Annotated in this window: 23 protein-coding genes; 9 read left to right on the forward strand and 14 right to left on the reverse strand. The window is 66.7% G+C overall.

What is annotated here, in order from left to right; translation table 11 throughout:
* Nucleotides 1–49: 49 nt before the first annotated feature.
* Nucleotides 50–1,345: a serine hydroxymethyltransferase gene (gene glyA / locus R4P95_RS30645; RefSeq protein WP_213576961.1), complete on the reverse strand. Its 1,296-nt coding sequence runs from the start codon at nucleotides 1,343–1,345 to the stop codon at nucleotides 50–52.
* Nucleotides 1,346–1,425: 80 nt separating this feature from the next.
* Entirely contained in the window at nucleotides 1,426–2,631 is a 1,206-nt protein-coding gene (locus R4P95_RS30650) for a DUF885 domain-containing protein (RefSeq protein ID WP_317747634.1), read from the reverse strand.
* A 169-nt stretch (nucleotides 2,632–2,800) separates the two neighbouring features.
* Between R4P95_RS30650 and coaA the strand changes: the two genes are divergently transcribed.
* Nucleotides 2,801–3,733, forward strand: a complete 933-nt coding sequence (coaA, locus tag R4P95_RS30655) for a type I pantothenate kinase (RefSeq protein WP_213576959.1) — start codon at nucleotides 2,801–2,803, stop codon at nucleotides 3,731–3,733.
* Between the two features lie 12 nt (nucleotides 3,734–3,745).
* Here coaA and R4P95_RS30660 read toward each other — a convergent pair whose 3' ends face one another.
* Entirely contained in the window at nucleotides 3,746–4,513 is a 768-nt protein-coding gene (locus R4P95_RS30660; RefSeq protein WP_159925226.1) for an isoprenyl transferase, read from the reverse strand.
* Between the two features lie 161 nt (nucleotides 4,514–4,674).
* On the opposite strand from R4P95_RS30660, the gene trhA reads away from it, so the two are divergent.
* Nucleotides 4,675–5,346 carry a PAQR family membrane homeostasis protein TrhA gene (trhA, locus tag R4P95_RS30665; protein ID WP_317747633.1) on the forward strand — a complete coding sequence of 224 codons (672 nt, stop codon included), beginning with the start codon at nucleotides 4,675–4,677 and terminating at the stop codon, nucleotides 5,344–5,346.
* Here the strand turns inward: trhA and R4P95_RS30670 are convergent, their stop codons facing one another.
* From R4P95_RS30670 to mca, 3 genes are read right to left on the reverse strand one after another with little or no spacing between them, the layout of a single operon-like run.
* On the reverse strand, nucleotides 5,347–7,362 hold the full coding sequence (locus R4P95_RS30670) for a thioredoxin domain-containing protein (protein ID WP_317747632.1): 2,016 nt from the start codon (nucleotides 7,360–7,362) through the stop codon (nucleotides 5,347–5,349).
* A 17-nt stretch (nucleotides 7,363–7,379) separates the two neighbouring features.
* Entirely contained in the window at nucleotides 7,380–7,697 is a 318-nt protein-coding gene (locus R4P95_RS30675) for a hypothetical protein (protein ID WP_284708783.1), read from the reverse strand.
* The gene (gene mca, locus R4P95_RS30680) at nucleotides 7,697–8,575 is read right to left on the reverse strand and encodes a mycothiol conjugate amidase Mca (protein ID WP_109335268.1); all 879 of its coding nucleotides are present in this window, start codon (nucleotides 8,573–8,575) and stop codon (nucleotides 7,697–7,699) included. The genes R4P95_RS30675 and mca overlap by 1 nt, the downstream gene beginning before the upstream one ends.
* A 193-nt stretch (nucleotides 8,576–8,768) precedes the next feature.
* On the opposite strand from mca, the gene R4P95_RS30685 reads away from it, so the two are divergent.
* A complete protein-coding gene (locus tag R4P95_RS30685) occupies nucleotides 8,769–9,194 on the forward strand; it encodes a DUF4307 domain-containing protein (protein ID WP_109332242.1) in 426 nt (141 codons plus the stop codon).
* Between the two features lie 227 nt (nucleotides 9,195–9,421).
* Nucleotides 9,422–9,916, forward strand: a complete 495-nt coding sequence (gene greA, locus R4P95_RS30690; protein ID WP_005238978.1) for a transcription elongation factor GreA — start codon at nucleotides 9,422–9,424, stop codon at nucleotides 9,914–9,916.
* A gap of 74 nt (nucleotides 9,917–9,990) precedes the next feature.
* On the opposite strand, the gene R4P95_RS30695 is transcribed toward greA, so the two are convergent.
* A complete protein-coding gene (locus R4P95_RS30695; RefSeq protein WP_317747631.1) occupies nucleotides 9,991–11,355 on the reverse strand; it encodes a bifunctional lytic transglycosylase/C40 family peptidase in 1,365 nt (454 codons plus the stop codon).
* A 254-nt stretch (nucleotides 11,356–11,609) separates the two neighbouring features.
* Here R4P95_RS30695 and R4P95_RS30700 point away from each other — a divergent pair, with 254 nt between their 5' ends.
* Nucleotides 11,610–11,801 carry a hypothetical protein gene (locus R4P95_RS30700; protein ID WP_109332244.1) on the forward strand — a complete coding sequence of 64 codons (192 nt, stop codon included), beginning with the start codon at nucleotides 11,610–11,612 and terminating at the stop codon, nucleotides 11,799–11,801.
* Between the two features lie 22 nt (nucleotides 11,802–11,823).
* Nucleotides 11,824–12,591, forward strand: a complete 768-nt coding sequence (locus tag R4P95_RS30705) for an FAD:protein FMN transferase (RefSeq protein ID WP_317747630.1) — start codon at nucleotides 11,824–11,826, stop codon at nucleotides 12,589–12,591.
* Between the two features lie 8 nt (nucleotides 12,592–12,599).
* Here R4P95_RS30705 and ilvA read toward each other — a convergent pair whose 3' ends face one another.
* From ilvA to R4P95_RS30725, 4 genes are all read right to left on the reverse strand, one after another.
* The gene (ilvA, locus tag R4P95_RS30710) at nucleotides 12,600–13,832 is read right to left on the reverse strand and encodes a threonine ammonia-lyase (protein WP_317747629.1); all 1,233 of its coding nucleotides are present in this window, start codon (nucleotides 13,830–13,832) and stop codon (nucleotides 12,600–12,602) included.
* 72 nt (nucleotides 13,833–13,904) lie between these two features.
* Entirely contained in the window at nucleotides 13,905–15,077 is a 1,173-nt protein-coding gene (locus tag R4P95_RS30715; protein WP_109332247.1) for a cystathionine gamma-synthase, read from the reverse strand.
* 21 nt (nucleotides 15,078–15,098) lie between these two features.
* Nucleotides 15,099–15,620 carry a hypothetical protein gene (locus R4P95_RS30720; protein ID WP_317747628.1) on the reverse strand — a complete coding sequence of 174 codons (522 nt, stop codon included), beginning with the start codon at nucleotides 15,618–15,620 and terminating at the stop codon, nucleotides 15,099–15,101.
* Nucleotides 15,621–15,688: 68 nt separating this feature from the next.
* Nucleotides 15,689–17,074, reverse strand: coding sequence for a cystathionine beta-synthase (locus R4P95_RS30725; RefSeq protein WP_109332248.1), 1,386 nt, complete (start codon nucleotides 17,072–17,074; stop codon nucleotides 15,689–15,691).
* Nucleotides 17,075–17,209: 135 nt separating this feature from the next.
* Between R4P95_RS30725 and R4P95_RS30730 the strand changes: the two genes are divergently transcribed.
* Nucleotides 17,210–18,232: an SGNH/GDSL hydrolase family protein gene (locus R4P95_RS30730; RefSeq protein ID WP_317747627.1), complete on the forward strand. Its 1,023-nt coding sequence runs from the start codon at nucleotides 17,210–17,212 to the stop codon at nucleotides 18,230–18,232.
* A gap of 108 nt (nucleotides 18,233–18,340) precedes the next feature.
* Complete coding sequence (locus tag R4P95_RS30735) at nucleotides 18,341–19,558, forward strand: acetyl-CoA C-acetyltransferase (protein ID WP_109332250.1); 1,218 nt, start codon at nucleotides 18,341–18,343, stop codon at nucleotides 19,556–19,558.
* 66 nt (nucleotides 19,559–19,624) lie between these two features.
* Here R4P95_RS30735 and R4P95_RS30740 read toward each other — a convergent pair whose 3' ends face one another.
* From R4P95_RS30740 to R4P95_RS30750, 3 genes are all read right to left on the reverse strand, one after another.
* Complete coding sequence (locus R4P95_RS30740; RefSeq protein WP_317747626.1) at nucleotides 19,625–20,479, reverse strand: Bax inhibitor-1/YccA family membrane protein; 855 nt, start codon at nucleotides 20,477–20,479, stop codon at nucleotides 19,625–19,627.
* A 165-nt stretch (nucleotides 20,480–20,644) separates the two neighbouring features.
* The gene (locus tag R4P95_RS30745) at nucleotides 20,645–21,772 is read right to left on the reverse strand and encodes a class I SAM-dependent methyltransferase (protein ID WP_317747625.1); all 1,128 of its coding nucleotides are present in this window, start codon (nucleotides 21,770–21,772) and stop codon (nucleotides 20,645–20,647) included.
* Nucleotide 21,773: 1 nt separating this feature from the next.
* The gene (locus tag R4P95_RS30750) at nucleotides 21,774–22,481 is read right to left on the reverse strand and encodes a nitroreductase (protein ID WP_213576949.1); all 708 of its coding nucleotides are present in this window, start codon (nucleotides 22,479–22,481) and stop codon (nucleotides 21,774–21,776) included.
* A 99-nt stretch (nucleotides 22,482–22,580) separates the two neighbouring features.
* Between R4P95_RS30750 and R4P95_RS30755 the strand changes: the two genes are divergently transcribed.
* The gene (locus R4P95_RS30755; protein WP_317747650.1) at nucleotides 22,581–26,078 is read left to right on the forward strand and encodes a protein kinase domain-containing protein; all 3,498 of its coding nucleotides are present in this window, start codon (nucleotides 22,581–22,583) and stop codon (nucleotides 26,076–26,078) included.
* The last annotated feature ends 13 nt before the right edge of the window (nucleotides 26,079–26,091 follow it).

Genomic DNA, 26,091 nt, shown 5'->3' on the forward strand with positions numbered 1-26,091 from the left:
GGTTGACGAGTCCCTGCACTCGCAGACCACGCACGGGCGGCAGAGCCGCCTAGATGAGGCGCCAGTCCTCGAGGCCCTCGTACAGCGGGAAGTCGGCGGCCAGCTTGGTCACGCGGTCGCGCAGTGACTCGACGTCGGACGAACCGGCCAGAGCGGTACCGATGATGTCGGCGACCTCGGTGAACTGCTCGTCACCGAACCCGCGGGACGCGAGCGCGGCGGTGCCGATGCGCAGCCCGGAGGTGACCATCGGCGGGCGGGGATCGAACGGCACTGCGTTGCGGTTGACGGTGATGCCCACCTCGTGGAGAAGGTCCTCACCCTGCTGGCCGTCGAGCTGCGAATTGCGGAGGTCGACCAGCACGAGATGCACGTCGGTGCCGCCGGTGAGGACGCTGACACCCTTGCCGGACACGTCGGAGGCCGTCAGGCGCTCGGCGAGGATCTTCGCGCCGGTCAGTGTGCGCTGCTGACGGTCCTTGAACTCGTCGGTGCCGGCGATCTTCAGCGACACGGCCTTGGCGGCGATGGCGTGCATGAGCGGTCCACCCTGTTGTCCGGGGAAGACGGCCGAGTTGAGCTTCTTCGCCCATTCCTGCTTGGCGAGAATCAGGCCGGAGCGGGGACCACCGAGGGTCTTGTGGACGGTGCTCGACACGACGTCGGCATAGGGGACGGGCGACGGGTGCAATCCGGCCGCCACCAGGCCGGCGAAGTGCGCCATGTCGACCCACAGGTATGCACCGACCTCGTCGGCGATGGACCGGAATGCCGCGAAGTCCTGGTGACGCGGGTAGGCGGACCAGCCGGCGACGATCACCTTCGGCTGCGCGGCGACAGCGACCTTGCGGACCTCGTCCATGTCGATACGGTGGTCTTCCTTGCTGACCCCGTACGACTCGACCTCGTAGAGCTTGCCGGAGAAGTTCAGCTTCATGCCGTGCGTGAGGTGGCCGCCGTGTGCCAGGTCGAGGCCGAGGAGCTTCTCACCCGGGTTCATCAGCGCCATCAGAACGGCGGCGTTGGCCTGCGCGCCCGAGTGCGGCTGGACGTTCGCGAAGTCGGCGCCGAACAGTTCCTTGGCACGAGTGCGCGCGAGGTCCTCGATGACGTCGACGTGCTCGCAGCCACCGTAGTAACGGCGACCCGGGTATCCCTCGGCATACTTGTTGGTCAGCACGCTGCCCTGGGCCTGCAGCACCGCGCGGGGGACGAAGTTCTCCGAGGCGATCATTTCCAGGGTGTCGCGCTGACGGGCGAGCTCACCAGCCATGGCCTGGGCGACTTCGGGGTCGAGTTCGGCGAGGGGGGCCGTGTTGACGTCGGTACCGGGCACAGCGGTCATCGAGGAATCTCCAAGCTGGATGCGGAAACGAATGCCCCCAGTCTACGAAGAACCTGTGCGTACTTGATAACCGCCCAGTGTTAAGAAGTACTCACGGGGCGGAGGGCACTGGGAACGAGAGGTTCGTCGAGGAGCCGACGAAAGCGTTCGGACCGCTCCGCGCCCACCGGGACCTCCGCCAGCCAGCCGCCGAGTAGGCGGTATCCCTCGACGTAGGTGCTGGTGTAGGCCCGCCACAGGGGCGAGGACAGGAAGCGCAGTGACTGCCGCGCCCGCTCGGGGGTCGACAGGCTCCACCGTTGCAGGAACAGGGCGACGTCGTCCGCGCTGCGACGCTCGTCGTGCAGCATCAGCGCAGCGTCCTGGCGGACACCGAGCAGCTGACCGGACGCCGCCGACAGGCGCTGCGCCTGCTCACCGTCGAATCGGAGTCCGAGGTCGGCGTAGATTTCCTGCGCCCACAGACCCCAGTTCTCACCGACGATGGATTCGAGCGCGAGGTCGGCAAGACCCTCGGCCATGAGGCATTGCGGGGTGTTGACGAGAAACAGCGTCTGTTCCAGCTGCCCCGCGCCGACGAGCCCGGCTTCCTTACGGCAGTGCTCGGTGTGATGACCCGGGTACGACTCGTGCGCGATGAGCCGGGGCAGATTTGCCATGTGCTGTTTCAGGTCGGAGTTGATGGCGACCGTGGAGCGGTAGTTTCCGAGGTAGTAGTTGAACCCCGACCACGGCTTGTCCCCGACCACCTCGTACTCGACGACCTCGGCGTCGGGCAGGGCGTAGTGCTCGCGCACCAGGTCGCGCAGGGCGCTCGAGAAGGCGTCGACGCAGTCCTTCAACCGGTCGGCCGGTATCTCGTCGGCGGCGCGGTGGGCATGGACCCGCTCGGTGAGTGTGCCGGTTCCGGGCAGCACGGCGTCCATCTTGCGGTGCGCCTCCCGGTACTGCTCCTCGTCGCCGCGTGCGATGCGAACGTCGAAATAGGCTTCCACCTCGTCGATGAATCCGACGTCGTCTCCGGCGAACTTCCGTCCCGAGCATTCGAGTGCCCGCAAATGGACGTCGAGGAACCGCGTCCGCTCCTCCGACAGACCCGCGGACGGCAATTCCGCACGCAGCGTTGCCGCTGTGCGTGCCAGATCCCGCGGGTCCGGCCGCGGCGCGTTCTCGACCTTCCGGCGCAGCGCCGGGTCGCCGGTGTACGCATCGACGAATCCCTCTTCGAGCCGATCGAATCCCAGCCCGAGCAGCAGATATTCGCGAACCAACGAATCCGATTCCATGTCGATCGACCTTAGTCGGACAACCGTGTGCGTGACCCGCCGACAGCTCAGCCTGTGGCACCAAGCACAATCCGACTATGCAACCGCTACTCGCCAGCGCGACGACGACGGCCGAGATTCCGGGCGTGGACGGCTCACTCCCCCAGCCGCTCGAGTGTGAGCGGAACTGATGGCCCGGGCAAGCGAATCAAGCCCGTACGTCGAATTCGACCGGAAGCAGTGGCGCACGCTGCGTAAGTCGACTCCGCTGGTGTTGACCGAGGAGGAGCTGTACGGGCTCCGTGGCCTCGGCGAGCAGATCGACCTCGAAGAGGTCGCGGAGGTGTATCTTCCGCTTTCCCGTCTGATCCACCTGCAGGTGGCCGCACGACAGCGGTTGTTCGCGGCGACCGCGACGTTCCTCGGTGAGAAGCATCCGGATCAGCAGGTGCCGTTCGTCATCGGCGTCGCGGGAAGTGTCGCGGTCGGCAAGTCGACCACGGCGCGTGTCCTGCAAGCACTGCTCGCCCGCTGGGAACATCACCCCCGCGTCGACCTGGTGACGACGGACGGCTTCTTGTACTCCACCGACGAGCTGAACCGGCGCGGGATCATGCACCGCAAGGGTTTTCCGGAGAGTTACGACCGGCGCAAGCTGCTGCGGTTCGTCACCGAAGTGAAGTCGGGCGCCGAGGAAGTAGCCGCACCGGTCTATTCGCACATCTCGTACGACATCATCCCCGGCCAGTACCACCTGGTGCGCCAGCCGGACATCCTCATCATCGAGGGATTGAACGTCCTGCAGACCGGTCCGCGCCTCATGGTCTCGGATCTGTTCGACTTCTCCATCTACGTCGATGCCCGCATCGAGGACATCGAGGCGTGGTACATCCAGCGCTTCCTGGCCCTGCGCCAGACGTCGTTCGCTGATCCGAACGCCCACTTCCACCACTACGCGAACCTGTCGGACCGCGACGCCACCTCTGCCGCTCAGGAAATCTGGCACAACATCAACCGACCGAACCTGGTGGAGAACATTCTGCCGACGCGCCCCCGCGCCACCCTCGTGCTGCGCAAGGACGCCAATCACTCGATCAACCGGCTGCGTCTGCGCAAGCTGTAACCGGGTGGTCGCTCAGACGCCGAATCTGCGATGCCGGGCTGCGTAGTCGCGCAGCGCGCGCAGGAAGTCGACCCGACGGAACTCGGGCCAGTACGCCTCGGTGAACCAGATCTCGGAGTAGGCGCTCTGCCACAACAGGAATCCCGACAGCCGCTGTTCTCCTGAGGTACGAATCACGAGGTCGGGGTCCGGTTGACCCGACGTATAGAGATGCCCGCCGATGCCGTCGACTGTGATCGACTTCACCAACTCGTCGCCCGACAACCCGGCGAGGAGCTTCTCGCAGAGCAGCGACTGCACGGCGTCGGCGATCTCCTGCCGGCCGCCGTAGCCGACGGCGACGTTCACATGGGTGCCGGTTCGGCCTTCGGTCCGCTCCGCCGCCTCCCGTAAGCGGCGCGACTGCTCGGCGGGCAGCAGATCCAGCGCACCGACGATCTTCACACTCCAGTTCTTGTCCGGTCCGGAGATCTCTTCGACGACATCGGTGATGATCTCGAGAAGAGTGTCCAGTTCCTCCGCGTCCCGGCGCAGATTCTCGGTCGAGAGGAGATAGATGGTGGCCATCTCGATCCCGGCCGCATCACACCACCCCAGCATCTCCGAGATTTTGAGGGCACCCATCCGGTGTCCGTGGCTGACGTCGGTGAAGCCGTTCTCCCGGGCCCACCGCCGGTTCCCGTCGCACATCACCGCTATGTGCCGAGGGTGCTGCAAACCTTCGAGCCGCGCGAGCAACCGTCGCTCGTAGATGCTGTACAGCAGTCCTCGCACACTCACCGGGAGATCACCATGACAGCCAAGAGTACGCCGCTGCCGATCGCGATTCGCGATGGCGGTCACACGTAGTGCACCGTGGTCCTACCGACGGGTACGCTCTCCCCACAAGCGAACCTACGGTTCCGTAGGTTCGAGTCGCGAACAGCGAGAAGGGGTGTCCTGTGACAGCTTTCGGACTCGACGAGCTCCCGGTCAAGCCGCGTCTGCGGGGGTGGATTCACCTGTGGGCGTTCGGTATCTCGGTCATCGCCGGGCTGGTCCTCGTGCTCGTGTCCGGACTCCGAGTGTCAGCAGAAGCGGCCGTCGCCACCGCGGTCTACAGCGTCACCGTGTGCGGCGTATTCGGGGTCAGCGCCACGTATCACCGCGTGCACTGGAAGACCACGTCCGCCCGCATGTGGATGAAGCGGGCGGATCACTCGATGATCTTCCTGTTCATCGCCGGCAGTTATACACCGTTCGGGCTGCTGGGCCTGCCCTCGACCACCGGGCGCACACTGCTGATCGTCGTCTGGGCCGGTGCCTTCGCCGGCGTCGCCCTGAAAATGCTGTGGCCGACGGCGCCGCGGTGGGTCGGTGTGCCGCTCTACCTGCTCCTCGGCTGGGCGATCGTTCCGGTGGCGCCGGAGCTGACCTCCAAGGTCGGGGTCCTGCCCATGGTGTTGCTACTCATCGGCGGCATCCTCTATTCGGTGGGCGCCGTGTTGTATGCCACGAAGTGGCCGAATCCCTGGCCGGCCACCTTCGGACATCACGAGTTCTTCCATGCCGCCACGGTGATCGCGGCGTTGTGCCACTACATCGCCGTCTGGCTGGTCGTGTTCGGACAGTAATTACCGGCTCAGCGCCTCGGCCAGGTCGCCGATGGTCGACACCGGACGATCACAGACGAATCCGCGGCACACATACGCCGCCGAATCGCCCCCCACCAGCGGCCGGTCCGCAAGCAGCGGCGACGAACCCGGCTCGCCTCCGACCACCACCGCACCACCCGGAGCGAGTCGGCGAGCGGCGTCGAGCAGCCCGGTCTCGCCGTTCGTTGCCACCGCCACCTGGATCGGCCCACGCACCGACGCCTCGGCCACGGCAAGCCAGTGTCCCGCCGACCTGGGTGCCCGTTCGAGGAGCAGGGCCACCCGGTCGAGTGACGCGGCGGCCGCGGCGGCGTACCGGGCCGAGGTGCCCGCCTCCGCCACTGCCGCTGCGGTGAGCAGGGCCTCGGCCAGGCACGAGGCACCGGACGGGGTGGCGCCGTCGACCGGGTCGCGCGGACGGGTCACCAGGACTTCCGCATCATCCGCCGTGTCGAACCAGCTGCCGGGCTGCTCGGCGTCCGCGAAGTGTCGCAAGGCGCGCTCCAGCAGGGCCTCGGCGGGTTCGAGCCATTCGGCGTCGCCGGTCGCCTGGAACAACGCGAGGAGTCCGGTGGCGAGGCACGCATAGTCCTCCAGAATTCCCACGGGTTCGCCCACCACCGACCCCAGGGAGGCGCGGCGCAGGCGACCGTCGACAAGGTGCAGGCCCAGCACCGTCCGGGCACACTCGGCGGCCGCGGAGATCCACTCCGGCCTGCCGAGTCCGGCACCGGCCTCGGCCAGCGCCGTGATGGTCATCCCATTCCAGGCGGTGACCACTTTGTCGTCCCGGCCGGGCTGCGGCCGGGTCGCACGGTGAGCGAAGAGAGCGTTCCGCACGCGACCCCACCGCTCCCAGTCGTCCGGATCCTCGAGGAGTTGCAGCACCGACGCGCCTTTTTCGAAGGTTCCCTCCGGCGTCACGGTCAGCAGGTGCGACGCCCACTCGCCGTCCTCGGCGCCCAGCACGTCGACGAGCTGTGCAGGTGTCCACACATAGGTCAGGCCCTCGACGCCGGCCGTGTCGGCGTCGAGCGCAGACGCGAACGAGCCGTTCTCCGTACGCAGGTCGCGAAGCAGGAACTGCGCGGTTTCCTCGGTGACGCGGACCGCCAGCTCCGAACCCGTTCGCCGACCGAGATGGGCGTACACGCGCAGAAGCTGGGCGTTGTCGTAGAGCATCTTCTCGAAGTGCGGCACGACCCACTCGGCGTCGACCGAGTAGCGGGCAAAACCGCCGCCCAGCTGGTCGTAGATCCCGCCCCGCGCCATCGCGGACGCCGTGCGCTCCACCGTCTCGAGCACCTTCGCGTTCCCGGAACGCTCGTAGGTGCGCAGCAGACCCTCCAGCAACGCAGACGGCGGAAACTTGGGCGCACCTCCGAACCCGCCCCGTGGAATGTCCTCGTCCTTCAACACGGCAGCAGCAGCCGCGTCGAGAAGCGCAGCATTCACCGCGACATCCGCAGTAGGTATGCCGTCGGCTCCGCGGCGCAGTTCCGCCGCCACCGACTCCGCGGCATTGTCGACGTCGCTGCGCCGGTCCCGCCACGTGTCGGCGATGGCGCCGAGCAGCTGGGTGAAGGACGGCATTCCGCCGCGTGGCGCGGGCGGGTAGTAGGTCCCGCAGTAGAACGGTGCACCGTCGGGAGCGAGGAAGCACGTCATCGGCCAACCGCCCTGGCCCGTCATCGCCACGGTGGCGTTCATGTACACGGCGTCGAGGTCGGGACGCTCTTCCCGGTCGACCTTGATGCACACGAAGTGCTCGTTCATCAGCGACGCGACCGCGTCGTCCTCGAACGACTCGTGCGCCATCACATGACACCAGTGGCACGCGGAGTACCCGATCGACAACAGAATCGGCACATCACGTTCACGCGCCCACTCGATGGCCTCCGGCCCCCACTGCTGCCAATGGACCGGGTTGTCGGCGTGCTGCCGCAGATAGGGACTGGTGGACCCGCCGAGTGTGTTGCGTGCGCGTGGGTCCATGTCCAGCTCCTCTTCGACTACTGCTGCAGCTTCGGTGGATTGTCGGTGGGACCGGAGGGTCCGCTCGTGGTCCCGTTGTCCCCGTGCAGTGCGCCGCGGTCGGTGCCCTCGTCGGCTTCCTGGTCGGGTTCGGGATGGTCCGGTTCGAAGGTCTCGGGCAGATTCTTCAGCTGCTTGTTCATCGAGCGCACCAGTAGCACCACTCCCGCGAGCAGAGCGAGAATGACCACCAGTCCGATAGGCGAGGCCTTACCGAACTCGGGACCGGAGGGCGTGCTGGGCGTCTGCGCCAGCAGTTCCACCGTCCCGGCGACGACACCGAGCGTCAATGACATCACTGCGACTCGTCCGGGTGAACGCCGGCGAACAGGTCGTTCTCCGGAATGGAGGTGGTGACCCGGGTCTTGGCGAGTTCGAATTCCTCGGTGGGCCAGATCTTCTGCTGGATTTCCAGCGGAACAGCGAAGAACGAACCGTTGGGGTCGATCTGGGTGGCGTGGGCGCGCAGGGCGTCGTCGCGCTGCGGGAAGTAGTCGCCGCAGGTGATCTGCGTGGTGACCCGCGCCATCAGATCACCCTGCTCGGTCTTCCACTTCTTGAGCCACTCCGCCATCGGGAATTCTTCACCGCGGCGTTCGTACTCCTCCTGGAACTGCAGGAGACGTTTACGGATGAACCCGTGCGAGTAGTAGACCTTCTGCACCTTCCACGGCTCGCCCGCGTCGGGGAACTGCTGCGGATCCGCGGCCGCCTCGTAGGCGGCCATCGACACCTCGTGGCAGCGGATGTGATCGGGATGCGGATAACCGCCGTTCTCGTCGTACGTCGTCATGACGTGGGGACGGAATTCACGGATGGCCCGGACCAGAGCTTCGGTGGCCACCTCGAGCGGCACCAGCGCAAAGCACCCCTCCGGCAGCGGCGGCAGCGGGTCACCCTCGGGCAGTCCCGAGTCGACGAATCCCAGCCACTGGTGCTGGACACCGAGGATGCGGGCGGCCTCGGCCATCTCCTCGATGCGGACCTCGTGGATGCGGTCTCGCACGCCGGGCACGTCCATCGCCGGATTGAGGATGTCGCCGCGTTCACCCCCGGTCAACGTCACCACCCGCACTTCGTTGCCCTCGGCGGCGTAACGGGCCGTCGTCGCCGCACCCTTGCTCGACTCGTCGTCGGGATGGGCATGGACGGCCATGAGACGGAATCCGCTCACGTATTCGTTCACCTCAACTTCGCCAGTAGCCGTTGCCGGCTTGTTCGTGTCGTACGCTCTTCGTCCTCCGCCATCGCTTGACGGCGCACCGACGCACATCCTCTATAGTTCCACCCGATAGTTCCGCTTGCAGCCGTGACCCCGCTCGAGTGCTGGAAGCAGTGAGGAACTGGAGCGGTGTGAGAGCAGAGTGATGACGAGAACGCTTCCCCCCGGCCGATACACAGGTGCAGCGAAGCCTGCACGGCCGAGGCGCTGGATCGCGTGGGCGCTCGGCGCGGTCGTCGTGGTGCTCGGGGTGATCGTGGCATTCTCGGCCTACGACAGGTTCACGATTTCCGACATCGACAGCGAAGCCACATCATTCGATCTTGTCGACGACTCGCGGCTCGATATCACCTTCACCGTCACCCGTGACGACCCTTCACGCCCGGGGGTGTGCATCGTGCGTGCACGCTCCAAGGACGGGTCCGAGACGGGACGGCGCGAGGTCTACATCGCCGGAGGGCCGCATCAGACGGTGAAGATCACGGCCCCTGTCTACACGTCCGAGCCGCCGGCCATGGGCGATGTGTACGGGTGCAGCCTGGACGTTCCGGCGTATCTCACCGGCGGCTGACCAGCCGCTCCCCGAGCGACCGTTCGGGTTCTCCGCGGGTTCCGACCGCCGATCGTGCTAGAATCGGCTGATACACGGTTCCGGTTTGGAACCGTGTATTGCTGCATTGGCGGCAAGGTGGATCTGCGTTCGGCCCCGGCCGGCTGATCCGCCGAGCCGTTGATCACTGCTGTTGCAGTGGTCTGTCGAGGGAGCCCGGGGGCTCCAACTACGAGGGAGTGATCGAGATGACCGAGACCCAGGTGACCTGGCTGACCCAGGAGTCACATGACAGGCTCAAGAGCGAACTCGACCAACTCATTGCCAATCGACCCGTCATCGCCGCCGAGATCAACGAGCGACGCGAAGAGGGCGATCTCAAGGAGAACGGTGGCTACCACGCGGCCCGCGAAGAGCAGGGCCAGCAGGAGGCTCGTATCCGCCAGCTCCAGGAGTTGTTGAACAGCGCGAAGGTCGGCGAGGCACCCACCCAGTCCGGCGTGGCGTTGCCCGGCTCGGTGGTGAAGGTCTACTACGACGGCGACGAGAAGGACACCGAGACGTTCCTCATCGCCACCCGCGAAGAGGGCGCACGCGACAACAAGCTCGAGGTCTACTCCCCCAACTCACCGTTGGGTGGGGCACTGCTCGAGGCGAAGGTCGGCGAGACGCGCGAGTACACGCTGCCCAACGGCAGCAGCATGAAGGTGACGCTCGTCAGCGCTGAGCCTTACCACAGCTGATATCGGCTCTGCTTTACAGAACTCCGGTCCGGGCGATGCGCCCGAACCGGAGTTTTTTGTGGTGCAGTTCGCACTCAGATGATTCTGCGGGCCTTCATGCCGGAGAACACCGCACCGATGCGCACTACGTCACCCGTGGTGGGTGCGTGGAGCATCTGGCCGTTTCCGACATAGATCGCCACGTGCCCGGGACCACCCGACTGCCAGTTTCCGAAGAGCAGGTCGCCCGGTTTCGCCTCCGAGAGCGGGATCTCGACGCCGACGCGCCACTGAGTCTCCGAGGTCCGGGGCAGTTTGATGCCGGTAGCGGCGTAGACGGCGAACGAGGTGAGGCCGGAGCAGTCGAATCCCCCGCCGGACGGTCCGTTGATGTTGCCGCCGCCCCACACATACGGCAGGCCGATGAACCTCATCGCCATCTCGACCACCCGGCTCGGCTCCCCGGCGCCGACGCCGTAGAAGAACGGCGACAACATCCGGGCGAACGATTCTTCGAGCGACCGGATCCGTGCCACATACGGCTGGGTTTCGTGGACGTAGTCCGGTTTTCCGGCGGGCATCCCGCCCGACGTGCGCACCGCACCCGCACCGGCGTTGTAGGCCGCAAGGGTGAGGTCGAGGGTGTCACCCTTGACCACGCCTTGCTTCTTCCAGGCGTCGATCTGCGCGTGGAGGTCGCACAGCATCTGGCCGGAGGCCATCATCGGGTCGGCGACGCCGTTGATGTCCACCTTGCCGTCGCCGTCCGCGTCCTTGCCGTATTTGGCCCAGGTGCCGGGCAGAAATTGACCGGGTCCGCGGGCACCCGCCCTCGACACCGGCGAGGCCGCCCCATATCTGAAGCCGTTCTCGACCGAGTACAGAGCGGCCAGGGTCGGCGGTTTGATTCCTTCACACAACGAGCCGGCCTTGCGGATCCAGGGGGCGAACACGGCGATGGCCCCGATCGGGGCCAGTGAGACCCCGGGAAATCCGGCAGGCACCGAGGGAATCAAGGATCCGAGGCCGCTGATGATGGCGGGGACGCCGGGGACGGCGGCCAGCCCACCGATCATGGTTTGTGCACCCGAGGCCATCGGCGCCGGGGGCTGGTCGAGCGGACTGTCGGGGAGGACGAGTGCCTGCTCGGGTCCAGGGACCTGCGGGGGCGGCGCCGGCGGTGCGTCTGCAGCAGGCGGCGCCGGAATATAGGGATCGGTCGCCTGCTTCACCACCTCGGATGCGTCGGTGACCATTTGCTCGGCTTGCAGTCGTGCTGGTTCCGGGAGAGCCGAAATGGCGTCGTTCACCTGTTTCTGAACGTCGGGAGAAGCTTGCTCTACAACTTGGATTGCGTCCGCCGCTTGGTCTTTCACTGGCTGCGGTATGTCTGCTCCTTGAACCATTGCCCCCGCTGCTGTGGTGATCGCCACGATGATCGCCGCTGCATCAACTGACATACGTGCGCTCCTCCTCCTCGGTATGCCGAACCGAGTAGGTTCACGTTACGACGGGGTACAGCGGGCGCGGGCCGAATTCGGCAGCTTGGGCAGCAGCCATTTCGTGCGGTGAGCAGGCTTCGGGCCGTCGCACACGACCGTGCGTGCGTGTTTCCACCCGGCCCGACTGCACTCCACCCCTCTGAGCCGGCCTCGCATCGCTCTCCGAACTGATTCCCAGGTTGCTCACAGGTTCGTCGTGGAAGGTGGTGGACATGAGTGAAGATCGACGGAATGCCCGCCTGCTTCCCGTTCGGCGTGCGCTCGCCGCAGCCGGGATCGCCGGGTTGGTCGCCGGTGGCGGCATCGCGGCTGCCGCGGACGCCTCTTCACCCGACGCGGCCGTCGCCGCTCCCCTCGTCTCGGCAGGCTCCGGAACACCGGATGCGGTGTCGAGCGGATTCTGAAGACGCGGGGAGTAACCACAGCATGACCGGTGCGCGTAGCGCGACCGAATGGTCGACGTGGGGTGGGCACGTACGTGTCGTCGTCACCGACCCGGCCGCTCTCGATTCGGCTGCCAACCTGGTGCGCGGCTATCTCGCGGCAGCAGACGCCGCGGTCAATCGCGAGCGATCCGACGCCGAGATCCACTCTCTCCGGCACGGGAAGAACACCGTGACCCCACTGTTCGCCCGATTCATCGCCGATGCACTGTCTGCGGCACGGATCACGGACGGAAAGCTCGACCCCACGTCGGGATCCACCACCCACTCCTGGCGCACGGTCGGGGTCGACGGAACCGAGGTGACGCTGCCCGAGGGAGCGCAGCTCGATCTCACGGCCACCGCTCGCGCGAGCTCGGCAGACCACTGCGCCTCGACCACCGCCGAACTCCTCGGCTGCGGCGTGCTGGTGGCCCTGGGCGGCGACATCGCCACCGCCGGACCCACGCCGCCGGGTGGGTGGCAGATACAGGTGCAGGACCTGCCGGGCGACCCCACCTGCCAGGTGTCGATTCCGTCGGATGCAGGCGTGGCGACCGCCAGCACCGTGAAACCCCTGCGTCCCGACCCGATGGCGTTGTGGCGCACAGTGTCCGTGGTGGCCGACTGCTGCACCACCGCCCACGCAACCAGTACGGCGGCGGTCGCGATGGGCGGCGGCGCCGTCAGCTGGCTCGCCGAACTGAAGCTACCCGCGCGGTTGGTGGATCAGGAGTTCCGGGTGAGCACCCTCAATGGATGGCCACACTAGCGGGGCGCTCAGTGCTGCAGCCGAACGGCGTATCCGGCGGCGTCGAGCGCGTCGAGCAGATCCTGGCGATGTCCCGGGCCACGGGTCTCTACGGTGAGGAAGACCTCCACCTCGTCCAGTGCGAGTGAGCCACCGGTCCGGGAGTGAACAACGTCGACCACGCTGGCCCCGTTCCCGCTGACCACTTCGAGGAGGCCGACCAAACCACCCGGTCGGTCCGGAATGGTCACGTGCACACCAAGATAGCGTCCCGACGCGCGCAACCCGTGGTTGACCACATGGGTCAGCAGTAACGGGTCGACGTTGCCACCCGACAGCACGGCGCAGACCTTTCCGGTGAGGCCGAGCTCGGCCTGGGCGCAACTGATCAGAGCCGCCACCGCCGCGGCGCCGGCGGGTTCGACGATGAGTTTCGCTCGCTCGAGGCACAACAGCAGGGCGCGGGACAACGCGTCCTCGCTCACCGTGACGATGGCATCTACCTGAGTGCCGACGTGCGCGAACGGGACGTCGCCCGGTCGGCCGACCGCAATGCCGTCGGCCATGGTGGACATGTTCGCCAACGGCACGGGACGGCCTTCGGCTAGCGAAGCGGGCCACGCGGCTGCTTGCTCGGCCTGGACGCCGATGATGCGCACGTCGGGACGCAACTCCGACACCGCGGCGGCGATCCCCGCGATGAGGCCACCACCGCCCGTCGGAACGACGATGGTGCCGACGTCCGGCTCCTGCTCTAGAATTTCGAGGCCCACAGTCCCTTGACCTGCCACGATGTCGACGTGGTCGAAGGGGTGAATCAGCACCGCCCCGGTCTCCGCAGCGAATTCCTTCGCCGCCACCAGGGCATCGTCCACGGTGTCACCGGTCAGATGCACGGTCGCGCCATACGCCTTGGTTGCGACGAGTTTCGGTAGGGGTGCGCCCGTCGGCATGAAGACGGTCGACGCGATGCCCAGGTCGGTGGCCGCCCAGGCCACACCCTGGGCGTGATTACCGGCACTCGCGGCGACGACACCAGACGCGCGTTCCTCCTCGGCGAGGTTCGCGATCCGGTAATACGCACCACGCGGCTTGAAAGACCCCGTGCGCTGGAGGTTTTCGCACTTGAGCGACACCTCGTGCCCGCATCGCTCGGACAATGCCCTCGATGCAATCACCGGCGTCCGGCGCATCACGGGGGCAAGCAGCCTACGGGCTGCCCTGATCTGTTCGAGCGTGACGGATTCCACGCGGGCCAGCATAGGGCGCTCCGCGCCCCGTGAGTGGTTAAGGAGTCCAGAGACTCGTCAACCACTCACGGGCGGCGAAGCCGCCTACTTCAGCGCCTGCTCGATGTCGCCCACGAGGTCGGCCGCGTCTTCGACGCCGACGGACAGCCGCACGAGGTCGTCCGGGACCTCGAGCAGCGAACCCGCGGTGGAGGCGTGCGTCATCGCACCGGGATGTTCGATGAGCGATTCGACACCACCGAGCGACTCGGCGAGGGTGAAGATCTCGGTTCGCGAGCAGAAGTCCAGCGCCGCCTGCTTACCGCCGGCGAGCCGGACGGAGATCATGCCGCCGAAACGACGCATCTGCTTCTCGGCGATCTTGTGGCCGCTGTGCGATTCGAGGCCGGGGTAGATGACCTTGGAGACGGCCGGGTGCCCGGTGAGCAACTCCACGACCTTTTCGGCGTTGTCACTGTGCCGCTCCATGCGCAGGGCGAGGGTCTTGATGCCGCGCAGCGTGAGGAAGGCATCGAAGGGACCGGGTACGGCGCCGGCGCCGTTCTGGAGGAACGCGAATGCCGCGTCGAGTTCTTCGTCGTTGGTGACCAGTGCGCCGCCGACGACGTCGGAGTGGCCGCCGATGTATTTAGTGGTCGAGTGCAGGGCGATGTCGGCGCCGAGCTGCAGCGGCTGCTGCAGGTAAGGCGACGCGAACGTGTTGTCGACGACGATCTTCGCGTCGGCCGCGTGCGCCACCTCGGTGAGCGCTTCGATGTCACCGATGGTGAGCAACGGGTTGGTGGGGGTCTCGACCCACACCAGTTTGGTGTTCGGCCGGATCGCCTCGCGCACGGCATCCACATCGGACACCGGCACGGGGGTGTATTCGATACCCCACTGGGAGAAGACCTTGTCGATCAGGCGGAACGTGCCACCGTAGGCGTCGTTGGGGATGACGAGGTGGTCGCCCGGACGGAGAACGGCACGCAGGACACAGTCGGTGGCGGCCATGCCCGAGCCGAAGGCCCGGCCGTACGTGCCCGACTCCAGCGCTGCGAGGTTGGCCTCGAGCGGTCGGCGGGTGGGGTTGCCCGTGCGGGCGTACTCGAACCCGTTACGCATGCCGCCGACGCCGTCCTGTGCGAACGTCGAGCTCGCGTAGATCGGGACGTTGACGGCGCCGGTCTGCGGGTCGGGGTCGAATCCGGCGTGCACGGCCTTCGTGGAGAAACCCTGCCAGCTGATGTTGTCCGCTTTGCTGCGCTGCTCACTCATGTAGGCCAGCGTAGTAGGGACCTAATCTTGCAGATACTTCGCAATCGCGAATGCGACGTCCAGCTTGGTCTCGTCGCTCACGGAGGGGTCGATCGCGTTGACGATGATGCTGTGCGTCGGCGTGAGGAGTGCCATGGCGACGACGTCGAGGACCACCCCGTTCACTGCCGTGGACCGCGGATCGGGAATCACATTCGTCCCGTTCCTCATCTCCACGATGACCACCGGGTCCGTCGCCTGCGGCTTGACGGACGCAGTGAGGGTGCTCAGCACGTTGGCCGGCCCCTTCGACCACGAGCAGGTGGGATCGGCGGAGCCCGGCAGGACTGCCTCGGTGAGATACGGCCGGTCCGATACCAACGACCCCAGCACCTCCGTCAGGTGGTCGCAGTCGGTCGACCCGGCCACCACCGCCGAGCTGGGTTTCGCTGTCGCCACCGATGCCGGCTGTGCGACGCCGTCGACCGCTTGCCCGCACCCGGCAACCGTCAGTCCGAGGGCGATGATCGGAATTCCCACGACACGACGCAGACGAGCACCCACTGATTTCCCCCCTCGGATGTGGAACGGGCCGCCCGCGTCCGGCGAGCAGCCCGTCCCGATGTCTCGCCCTAGGACCCGGCGCTGAGGAACCCGAGCAGGTCGTGGCGAGTGATGACGCCGGCCGGCTTACCGTCGTCCACCACCATCAGCGCGTCGGTATCCCCCAGTGCCTTCGTCGCGGCCGACACCGGCTCACCCGAACCGATGAGCGGAAAAGGCTTGCTCATGTGCTTCTCGACGGGGTCGGCGAGGTGGGCACGGCCCTCGAACACGGCGCTGAGAAGGTCGCGCTCCGTCACACTTCCCGCGACCTCACCGGCCATGACGGGCGGCTCGGCCCCGACTACGGGCATCTGGGACACCCCGTACTCGCGGAGGATTTCGATGGCGTCGCGCAGCGTCTCGGACGGGTGCGTGTGGACAAGGTCCGGGAGCTCGCCGGACTTGCCGCGCAGCACGTCGCCGACCGTCTTCTCGTCCGGCTTGCCGTCGAGCGGGGTGCGGAGGAAGCCGTAGGAGGCCATCCACTTGTCGTTGAAGATCTTGGACAGGTAGCCGCGTCCGCCGTCGGGAAGGAGAACGACGATCACCGCGTCGGGACCCTCACGCTTGGCGACCTCGAGTGCGGCGACGACGGCCATTCCGCACGATCCGCCGACCAGCAGGCCTTCTTCACGCGCGAGTCGGCGTGTCATCTCAAAGGAGTCGGCATCGGAGACGGCGATGATTTCGTCGGGGATGGACGGGTCGTAGGCGCTCGGCCAGAAGTCCTCGCCGACACCTTCGACCAGGTAGGGACGGCCGGTGCCGCCGGAGTACACGGAGCCCTCGGGGTCGGCGCCGATGATCTTGACCTTTCCGCCCGACACCTCCTTGAGGTAGCGGCCGGTGCCGGTGATGGTGCCGCCGGTGCCGACGCCCGCGACGAAGTGGGTGATCTTTCCGTCGGTGTCGGCCCAGATCTCGGGCCCGGTGGTCTCGTAATGGCTCTGCGGACCGCCCGGGTTGGCGTACTGGTTCGGCTTCCACGCGCCGGGGATGTCGCGGGCGAGGCGGTCGGACACGCTGTAGTAGCTGTCGGGGTGTTCCGGCGCGACCGCGGTCGGGCACACCACTACCTCGGCGCCGTAGGCCTTGAGGACGTTGCGCTTGTCTTCGCCGACCTTGTCGGGGCACACGAACACGCACTTGTACCCACGTTTCTGTGCCACCAGGGCCAGCCCGACGCCGGTGTTGCCGGACGTGGGTTCGACGATGGTTCCGCCCGGCTTCAGCTCGCCCGACGCCTCGGCGGCGTCGATCATCTTGACCGCGATGCGGTCCTTCGAGCTTCCGCCGGGGTTCAGGTACTCGAGCTTGGCTGCAACGGTCCCGTGCTCGCCGCCGATAACCGAAGTGAGCTTGACGAGAGGGGTGTTGCCGATCAGGTCGACGACATGTTCCGCGATGCGCATGACTCCATGGTCCCAGATGCGCAGATCGGATGCTCACAGACGTCCGGCACGAGGCATCGGACGCGGCTAGATTGGTACAGACGCAGTCCGCCGGAACCCGTGAGAAACACACCAGGTAGCGGAAAGGTGAGTGCAGTGCCGAAGAGCACCTGGCAGACCGGAGTGAAGGCCGGCGCCACGGCGGTAGTAGCGGGATCGAGCGCAGGAACACTGTCATGGGTTGCGTACTCGTACCTAATGTCGCAGGCGACGGCGGCGAGAGGCGTCATCGGACGCAATGTCGCGAAACCGCCGGAGGCCGACGGCGTGTACGCCCCTGGCAGCGCGGACGTGGAACGCTGGCGTCGCGGCACACCGTTCGACCTGCACCTGATGATCTTCGGCGACTCGACCGCTGCAGGCGTGGGCTGCCTGACGGCGGAGGAAGTGCCCGGCGTGCAGATCGCCCGCCGCCTCGCCGACGAGACGGGTAAGCGGGTTCGGCTGAGCACCAAGGCAATCGGCGGTGCCACCTCGCGGGGACTCAGCGGCCAGGTTGACGCGATGTTCGTGGCGGGGCCGCCGCCGGACGCTGCCGTCATTCTCGTCGGAGCCAACGACGTCACAGCGAAGAACTCGATTCGCGCCTCGGCCCGCAGGCTGGGTGAGGCCGTCGCCCGATTGAGGGAGCACGACTGCGCCGTTGTCGTCGGGACGTGCCCCGACCTGGGAGTCGTCACAGCCATACCGCAGCCCCTGCGCACCGTCGTCCGCACGTGGGGCCTGCGTCTGGCGAGGGCGCAGGCGGTCGCGGTCACCGCGGCGGGGGGACATCCGGTTGCGCTGGCCGATTTGCTGGCGCGCGAATTCCTGGCTGCCCCCGACCGAATGTTCTCGGCCGACCACTTCCATCCTTCTGCTGCGGGATACGAACTGGCGGCAATGCAGATCGTGCCCGTCCTCGCCACGGCACTGGGCATGTGGCACGGCGGCCCTCTCCCGGACCTGCCCGAGGTCTCGGAAGCAGCCGAGGCACGCAAGTTCTCGACGCGAACACTCGCCTCGCTCAATCGCTTTCTGTGGCGACGTGCCGCGCGACGCCGTACGACGGGTCGCCTCGACGACCTTCTCGGAATCGAGGAGGCGTCGGCGTCGCGAGTCCGGAAGGCCGCCCAGTGAGACGGAGATATCCGCGCACGGACGCGACGACGTAGGTTGTCTGAACAGCCATGAAATCGGTGGCCTGCAACACAGTGCAGACCTCCGCAGCCGACAAAGGAGTTATTGATGCCCGAGGCAGTAATCGTCTCTGCAGTACGTTCACCGATCGGTCGGGCCATGAAGGGCTCACTGAAGTCGATCCGCCCGGATGATCTGACGACGCAGATGGTTGCCGCGGCGCTCGCGAAGGTCCCCGAACTCGATCCCACCGAGATCGACGACCTGCTCCTCGGGTGCGGTCAGCCGGCCGGGCAGTCCGGGTTCAACATCGCCCGCGTCGTCGCCGTGCAGTTGGGCTACGACTTCCTGCCCGGTGTGACCGTCAACCGGTACTGTTCTTCCTCGCTGCAGACCACCCGCATGGCGCTGCACGCGATCAAGGCCGGCGAGGGCGACGTCTTCATCTCGGGCGGTGTCGAGTCGGTGTCGAGCTTCGTCACCGGCAACGCCGACGGCCTGCCCAACACCAAGAACCCCAAGTTCGCCGACGCCGAGGCCCGGACCGGCAAGCTCGCCGAGGGCGGCGTCGCCTGGACCGACCCGCGTGAGGACGACCTGCTGCCCGACGTCTACATCGCGATGGGCCAGACCGCCGAGAACGTGGCGTCCGCCACCGGCATCAGCCGTGAGGAGCAGGACCGCTGGGGTGTCCGGTCGCAGAACCGTGCGGAGGAGGCCATCAAGAACGGGTTCTTCGAGCGGGAGATCACCCCGGTCACCCTCCCCGACGGCACCGTCGTCAGCACCGACGACGGCCCGCGCGCCGGCACCACCTACGAGGCCGTCAGTCAGCTGAAGCCGGTGTTCCGGCCGGACGGCACCGTCACCGCCGGCAACGCCTGCCCGCTCAACGACGGCGCCGCCGCGCTGGTCATCATGTCCGACACCAAGGCGAAGGCCCTCGGCCTGACACCGCTGGCCCGCATCGTGTCGACCGGTGTATCGGGTCTGTCGCCCGAGATCATGGGTCTCGGCCCGATCGAGGCCGTCAAGAAGGCGCTCGCACTGGCCGGGAAGAGTGTCTCGGACATCGACCTGTTCGAGATCAACGAGGCCTTCGCGGTCCAGGTCCTCGGTTCGGCCCGCGAGCTGAAGATCGACGAGGACAAGCTGAACATCTCCGGTGGCGCCATCGCCCTGGGCCACCCGTTCGGCATGACCGGTGCCCGCATCACCAACACCCTGCTCAACAACCTGCGTGAACAGGACAAGACGTTCGGCGTCGAGACCATGTGCGTCGGCGGCGGGCAGGGCATGGCCATGGTCCTCGAACGCCTGAGCTGAGCTGGCTCCGCCCGTGAGTGGTTGACGAGTGCAGAGACTCGTTAACCACTCACGGGCGCGAAGCGCCTAGTCGTTGTTGAAGTAACTCAGCAGGCGCAGGATCTCGACGTACAGCCACACCAGGGTGACCGTGAGTCCGAAGGCGACTCCCCAGGCGGCCTTCTCCGGCGCCTGAGCGCGGATCAGCTGGTCAGCGGCGTCGAAGTCCAGCAGGAAGCTGAAGGCGGCGATTCCGATGCAGACGAGGCTGAAGATGATGGCCATCGTGCCGCCGTCACGCAGTCCGAGACCGCCTTCGACGAAGAAGCTGGCGATCACGTTGCCCAGAGCGAGGACGACGACACCGATGAGAGCGCCGATGATCATTCGCGTCAGGCGGGGCGTGACTCGGATCGCACCCGTCTTGTAGACGACGAGCATGCCGAAGAACACACCGAACGTACCGAGGACTGCCTGGCCGATCAGCGCGGAGCCGCCGACTCCACCGAACGTGATGTCGGTGAACATGAACGACAGCGCACCGAGGAACAGACCTTCCGCGACGGCGTAGGCGAGCACGATCGCCGGGTTGTCCATCTTGCGGCCGAAGGTGGCGATCAGCACGAGGACGAGACCGACCAGGCCGCCACCGATGACGAACGGAACAGCCAGGTCCGCATCGTTGCTGACCAGAAAGTAGGAGATGATCGCCGTCACCGAGAGCACACCGAGTGTGATTCCGGTCTTCGTGACGACGTCGTCGATGGTCATCGAACGGTAGTCGGGGCCCGTGCGGTAGGGCTCGGCCTGGGTGTACTGAGGCTGACCGAACTGCTGCGTGACCTGCGCGGCGCCGGCCGTCGTAGATCCGAACGAGGCGTATCCGCCGTTGCCCTCTTGTTTGGGCAGGTTACGGAACACCGGGTTACTGGTGGTGCGCACCGTGCACATCCCTTCTCGTGGCTCGCCGGGTGGATCCGGGTTCTCTCATATGACGAACGTCCGGCACCCCACCGCGAGTTCCCGTTCTTCGCTTCGGGTCGGACAATTCGGACTCTACCGGTGCCGCAGTGGCAGCCGCCAGACGAGTGCCCGGCGGCGCGGCGATCAGGCGATCGACCGGGTCACGGTGAATTTCGCGTTGCGGCCGACCACGTCGGTGCGCCCGACCAGCCGTTGCAGCCGACCTCGATAACCGAGATGAGAGTTGTACACGGTCCACATTTCGCCGCCGGAACGGAGTACCCGCCCCGCTTCGGCGAACATCTTCAGGGCGACACCGGTGTGTACGGCCGCGCCGACGTGGAACGGCGGATTACAGAGGATGACGTCGCAGCTTCCGGTAGGCAGTGTCGACATCACATCGTCGCGCAGTGTGCTCACCCGGTCGGCGACTCCGTTGGCACGGGCCGTGGCCGAGGCGGATGCGACTGCGGCTGCCGACTGGTCGGTGGCGATGACCGAGATGCCGGGCCGCAGCCGAGCGAGGCTGACAGCGAGGATGCCGGTGCCGCAGCCGAGGTCGACGGCGGTCTGCGCGGCGGGGTTCACGCGCGGGAGGAAGTCGAGGAGGCACCGGGTCCCGATGTCCAAGGTGGAACCGGCGAACGCGGCTCCGTAGGAGACGACGTCGAGGCCGAGCTCGTCGATATGTTCGGTGACCGGGAAACTCGACCGAGCGGACGCCACCGGACCGCTCGCGATCAGCACCCGCGACTTCTGCCGCCCGAGCGTTGCCCGCACGGACGCGAACGAGCGGAGGAGCACCTCGTTCATCCCGGTGGAAATGTGCTTGTTCCGGCCGCCGGCGAAAACCACCACACCGGGGTCGGCGTGGCGCGCGATCGCCTCGGCGATCTCGGCGAGTTCGCTCAGGCTCCGCGGCAATTGCAGCAGGACCACGCGCGCACCCTCGAGTAGGTCCTGTCCGAGGGTGCACTGCCGATAGCACGACGTCATACCTGCCGCCTCGGCATTGCGGGCAAGCGCCTGCTCCCCCGTCAGCGGATCCTGGAACACCCGGATGCCGATGGAGTCGTGCGTCACCGCGGCGCCGAGTGTGAGCGCACCGTAGTGGTCCCCGATCACGGCGACGGTTCCCGTGGGCGCGCCCGAAAGAGCGGTCGCGGCCTCGTCGAGGATCAGACGGTCTGCGGCGTCGACGGCCACCAGGTTCGGTGCCTCGACATCGGGTCGGCGCCGCAACAGAGCGAACAGTGAATCACGGTCGAGCACGTTACTGCGACACCCACTCGACCACGTTGTCGACGCTTTCGCGGTGGGTACGGAATTGGTTGACCGGGTTCTCGGTGTCGGCGTAGCCGAAGGAGACACCGCAGACGACTTTGCGCTCCTCCGACAGCGAGAAGAAGTCGCGGATATAGGGCGAACTTCCCGCGAGTGCCGCCTGGGGAATGGTGGCGACCCCGAGGCTCTGTGCCGCAAGGAGAAAGCTGTCGACGTACAGGCCGCAGTCGACGGCGCCGTACGTTCCGAGAGCTTCGTGGGTGGTGACGATCGCGACGTGCGGTGCCCCGAAGAGGTCGAAATTCTTCATGGTCTGTTCGGCCGAGGCCGCCCTGTCCCCAGGCGCTATCCCCACACTCGAATACAGCTGCATGGCACATTCCCGGCGACGCAGCTTGTGCTCACCCCGGTACTCGCGGGGAAAGTCGAAATCCGATTCTTGTGGATGGCTGCGCACGTACTCTGCGAGTCCGGTACGAAACCGTTCGGTTCCTTCGCCCTCCGTGATCGCCACCTGCCACGGCTGCGTGTTGCACCACGACGGCGTCTGCTGCGCCAACTCGAGGATCCGCTCGATCACCTGACGCGGCACCTGACGGGGCAGAAAGGCCCGGCAACTGATCCGCTCGTCGAGAAGCGTCGCGAAAATGCCTGCGGCCGGGTTCGTGTCGGGTGCCGCAATTCCGGTGTCGGTCACGTAGAAACTCCTCAGGTTCGCTCGCTCTCGAACACGCTCTCGGGAATGTGCGACCGCGATATGCTGGCGTCAGTGCACCGAGAAGGTGATGTCATGAGTGTGCCACGAGGCCCGGAAGGAGAAGCCGGGCCGACCGACTCGGATCCGCGAACAACTGCGCGGGTCGCCGTCACCGACATCGTCGCAGAACTGTCGGCAGAAGGGTTCGACGATGCACGGGAGATCGGCCGGGGCGGGTTCGGGGTCGTCTACCGCTGCCTCCAGAGCGCCCTCGATCGCACAGTGGCCATCAAGGTCCTCTCGTCCGATCTGAGAGACGAGGATCGCGCGCGGTTCCTGCGCGAGCAGCGCGCGATGGGCAAGCTGTCCGGGCATCCCCACGTCGTCGACATCCTGCAATCCGGGGTCACCCCGAGCGGCAGGCCGTACATCGTGATGCCGTACCACCCGCGCGATTCACTCGAGGCCTGGGTACGCCACGAAGGACCCCTGCCCTGGGCGGAGGTGCTTCGGGTCGGGATCAAGTTGGCGGGGGCGCTCGAGACGGCGCATCGCGCGGGGACCCTGCACCGGGACGTCAAGCCGGCCAACATCCTGCTCACCGGCTACGGCGAACCCCAACTCACCGACTTCGGCATCGCCCGCGTGGCGGGCGGATTCGAAACCACGTCGAGCATGATCACCGGTTCGCCCGCGTACACCGCGCCCGAGGTGCTCCGGGGTGAGCCCCCTTCCGTGGCGTCGGACGTGTACAGCCTCGGCGCCGCACTGTTCTGTCTCCTCACGGGACATGCTGCGTTCGAGCGCCGCAGCGGCGAGAGGCTCGTCGCGCAATTCCTGCGGATCGCCACCCAACCTGTTCCGGATCTTCGGGGGGAAGACGTCCCGGACGACGTGTGCTCCGCGATCGAACATGCCATGGCCGACGATCCGTCCGATCGTCCCGCAGGCGCAGCGGATTTCGGCCGAGAATTACAGGAGGCGCAACGCAGGCACAATCTCGGCGTCGACGAGATGGCACTGCCCTCCACGGTCGGCGAATTCCCGCGTGTGGAACAGTCGGCAACCCCGACCACTCAGTCGGCCGTGTCCGGACGCGGACACAGTTATCGCCGACGCTCGGGCGCCACACCCCCCAGCGCCGCGGCTCGCTTCCGTCCGCCGACGCCGATGCGGTTGCTGGTTCCGCGGACCCGGCCGCTCGAAATGCTTCGACGAGGTCACCGCCGTCGTCTGGCGTTGATCCACGCGCCCGCCGGGTTCGGGAAGAGCACGGTCGCCGCGCAGTGGCGTGACGAACTCGTCCGCGAGGGCGCCGTCGTCGCCTGGCTGACTGTGGACAACGACGACAACAACGTCGTGTGGTTCCTGTCCCACCTCGTCGAGGCGATCCGCCGGGCCGATCCGTCGCTCGCCGACGAACTGGGGCAGGCACTCGAGGAGAACGGCGAGGATGCCGAGCGGTACGTGCTGACTTCGCTCGTCGACCAGGTCCACGAAGGCCGGCGACATGTGGTGGTGATCATCGACGACTGGCACCGGGTGTCCGACCCGAAAACGATCGCGGCCATGGATTTTGTCCTCGAGAATGGTTGCCACCACCTTCAGATCGTGGTGACGAGCCGCACCCAGGTGGGCCTTCCGCTGGCGAAGCTCCGCGTCCGGGACGAACTCGTGGAAATCGACAGCCGGGCGTTACGTTTCGATCTCGGTGAGTCACAGCGATTCCTCGTCGACATCGGCGGACTCGAACTCGCCGACGCCGACGTCGAGGCGCTCGAAGAGACGACGGACGGATGGGTCGCGGCACTGCAACTGGTCTCCCTGTCGCTGCGGGACCGATCCGATCCCGGCGACCTCATCCGGCACATGTCGGGGCGGCATCACGCCATCGGTGAGTACCTGGCCGAAAACGTCCTGAGCACCCTCGAACCCGCGCTACTCGACTTCATGCTTGCGACGTCGATCACCGAGCGTGTCTGTGGCGACCTCGCGTCGGTGCTGGCGAATGTGCCGCGGGGGCAGGCTCTGCTCGAACAGGTCGAGTCACGGGACCTGTTCCTGAGGAGCCTCGACGACGACCGGGAGTGGTTCGAATACCATCACCTGTTTGCCGAGTATCTTCGCCGGCGCCTCGAACGTGATCAGCCCGAACGAGTTTCGGAATTGCACCGCGCCGCCGCGCAATGGTTCGCCGACCACCACTACGTGAGCGACGCCGTCAATCACGCCCTGGCGACGGACGACCTCGACACGGCGGTGACCGTCGTCGAAACGCAGGGAATGCGCCTGGTCGAACACTCCCGGATGGTGGCCTTGCTGGGTTTGGTGGAGAAGCTGCCACCCACTGTCGTGGAGTCCAGCCCTCGCATCCAGATCGCCGTCGCGTGGGCGAGCATCCTGCTCCAACGGGCGCCGGAAACCCTGCGCGCGCTCTCCCGCGTTGCTGCCGCCCTCGAGCATTCCCCGCTGAGCGAGTCCGAGCGCGTGGACATCCGGTTGGAGGGCGACGTCATCAGGGCCGTCATCGAGGTGTCGGCGGATCGCGTCGCCAAGGTCCCCGAGCTCATCGCCGAGGTGTTCGCACGGCCGGAGACCCTGCGCTCGTGGATCGTATCCGTCGCCGCCAATTTGGCGTCGGCCGTCGCCATCGCCAGATTCGAATACGGGGAGGCCCGTCGCCTGCAGCAGTGGGCAATCCCCTACCACCGGCAAACCGTCGGCGCGTTCAACCAAATGTACGGCTACAGCTTTGCGGGCCTCGCCGCCATGGAGCAACTCGACATCGCTGCAGCCGAAGACGATTTCCGGCTGGCCGTGCAGGTGGCGACGAAAGCGAGCGGTGAGCACTCGCACGCCGCACGACTCGCCGGGACGTTGCTCGGCGAATTGCTGTACGAGCAGGGTCATCTCGACGAGGCCGAGCGGCTGCTGGACGAAAGCTACGAGCTCGGCCGGGAGGGTGGGCTGGTCGACTTCATGATCGCCCGCTTCGTGACATCAGCCCGGTTGAAGGCCGGGCGCGGGGATTTCGCTTCGGCGGCCCGGCACCTGGACGAAGGAGCCACGGTGGCCACTACGCTGGGGCTTCCTCGACTCTTGGCCAGGGTTCAGAACGAGCGGGCTCGTCTCGGACTTCCACCGTCTCCGCCAGAGTCGCAACCGCCTGCGACGCCCATGCGCCCACCCGATTTCGGTTATGCCGAGATAGTCGCGCAGCTCGACGATGCGACCGCGATCCGCGGGCAAATGACGGATCAGCCCGGTATCGCATGCGAACGCGCCGAAGCATGGGTGCGCCGAGTCGAAGCGCAGAACAGGCCGAGGGCGACTTTGCAGGCCAAGCGCCTTCTGGTGGCGTGCCTGGTTGCGGCAGACCGCGTCGACGAAGCCAAGCCGATTCTGGCCGAGGTGGTCGCGACCTGCGCTCGAATCGGGTTCGTGCGCTACGTCGTCGACGGGGGTCCCCGAATGGTTCCTCCGCTTGCCGCCCTGCTGGCTGACAAGCAGGGCGGACGCTGGCCAGCCGACTGGCCGGAGGTTTCCGCCGACTTCCTCGCCGCCGCGTTGGCAGGCCACACACCTCTGGAAAATTAGCGTTCACTTTATT

Source organism: Rhodococcus sp. IEGM 27, from assembly GCF_033142305.1.
In the GTDB taxonomy this organism is placed as follows: Bacteria; Actinomycetota; Actinomycetes; order Mycobacteriales; family Mycobacteriaceae; genus Rhodococcus_F; species Rhodococcus_F oxybenzonivorans.